Source organism: Arcticibacter svalbardensis MN12-7, assembly GCF_000403135.1.
Lineage (GTDB): Bacteria > Bacteroidota > Bacteroidia > Sphingobacteriales > Sphingobacteriaceae > Arcticibacter > Arcticibacter svalbardensis.
On record NZ_AQPN01000005.1, the window covers coordinates 1 to 759 of the forward strand.

The following is a 759-nucleotide window of genomic DNA, read 5'->3' on the forward strand; positions in this document are numbered from 1 at the left end:
TTTAGGGTCTGCTGAGAAAGTAAAATTATTTTGATAATCAGTTAGTTATTCGGATTTTAGGGATAGAAAGTGCAAGGAAAGATGAAAAAAACGGTAAAAAGGCCTGCATCAGCCCCTGGTTTTGTAAGCCCCTCACAATTAACACTGGAAGGTTTTGAGACTCCCTTTTCTCGAAAGCTGAGTTCAGATAACCGTTGGGTTGTACTGGCAAAGAAGATTCCCTGGGATGAGATCTGTAATATTTACACCAAACATGTTGGGTTGAGCAGCACCGGAAGGCCTCCTATTAGCCCCAGGGTAGTAATCGGTTCGATAATCATCAAGCATATATGCAATCTTGATGACAGGGAAACGGTAGCCCAGATCAGTGAAAACAGGTATATGCAGTACTTCCTTGGCTATTCGAGTTTCAGCAATGAAGTCCCTTTCGATGCCTCCCTATTTGTTGAGTTTAGAAACAGGATGGGTATGGAACAGATCAATGCGATAAATGAGAAGATCCATTCATTGCATCAAAATAGTGTTGCCCCCAAACAGGATCATGATGCTCCTGGTAATGACAGTGAGGGTCAAAGCAAAACGCAGGTTACTGATAACAAGACAGATGAAACCGGACCGGAGACAGCAGTCAGCCATAAAGGGCGGGTCTTATTTGATGCTACGGCCTGTCCTCAGGACATTGCCTATCCCACAGACATTGACCTTTTAAATGCGTCCAGAAAAAAACGGAAGATCTGATCGATTTTATCTTCGATGCGG

At 43.3% G+C, this 759-nt stretch carries 1 protein-coding gene; it reads left to right on the top strand.

Annotated elements, in window-relative coordinates:
* The first annotated feature begins 81 nt into the window (after positions 1–81).
* Positions 82–738 carry a transposase gene (locus tag ADIARSV_RS00790; protein ID WP_016193430.1) on the top strand — a complete coding sequence of 219 codons (657 nt, stop codon included), beginning with the start codon at positions 82–84 and terminating at the stop codon, positions 736–738.
* Positions 739–759 lie beyond the last annotated feature (21 nt).

Bases quoted from the DNA above. Each gene is read 5' to 3' on its own strand.
- ADIARSV_RS00790 (WP_016193430.1), top strand. From the start codon at position 82: ATGAAAAAAACGGTAAAAAGGCCTGCATCAGCCCCTGGTTTTGTAAGC.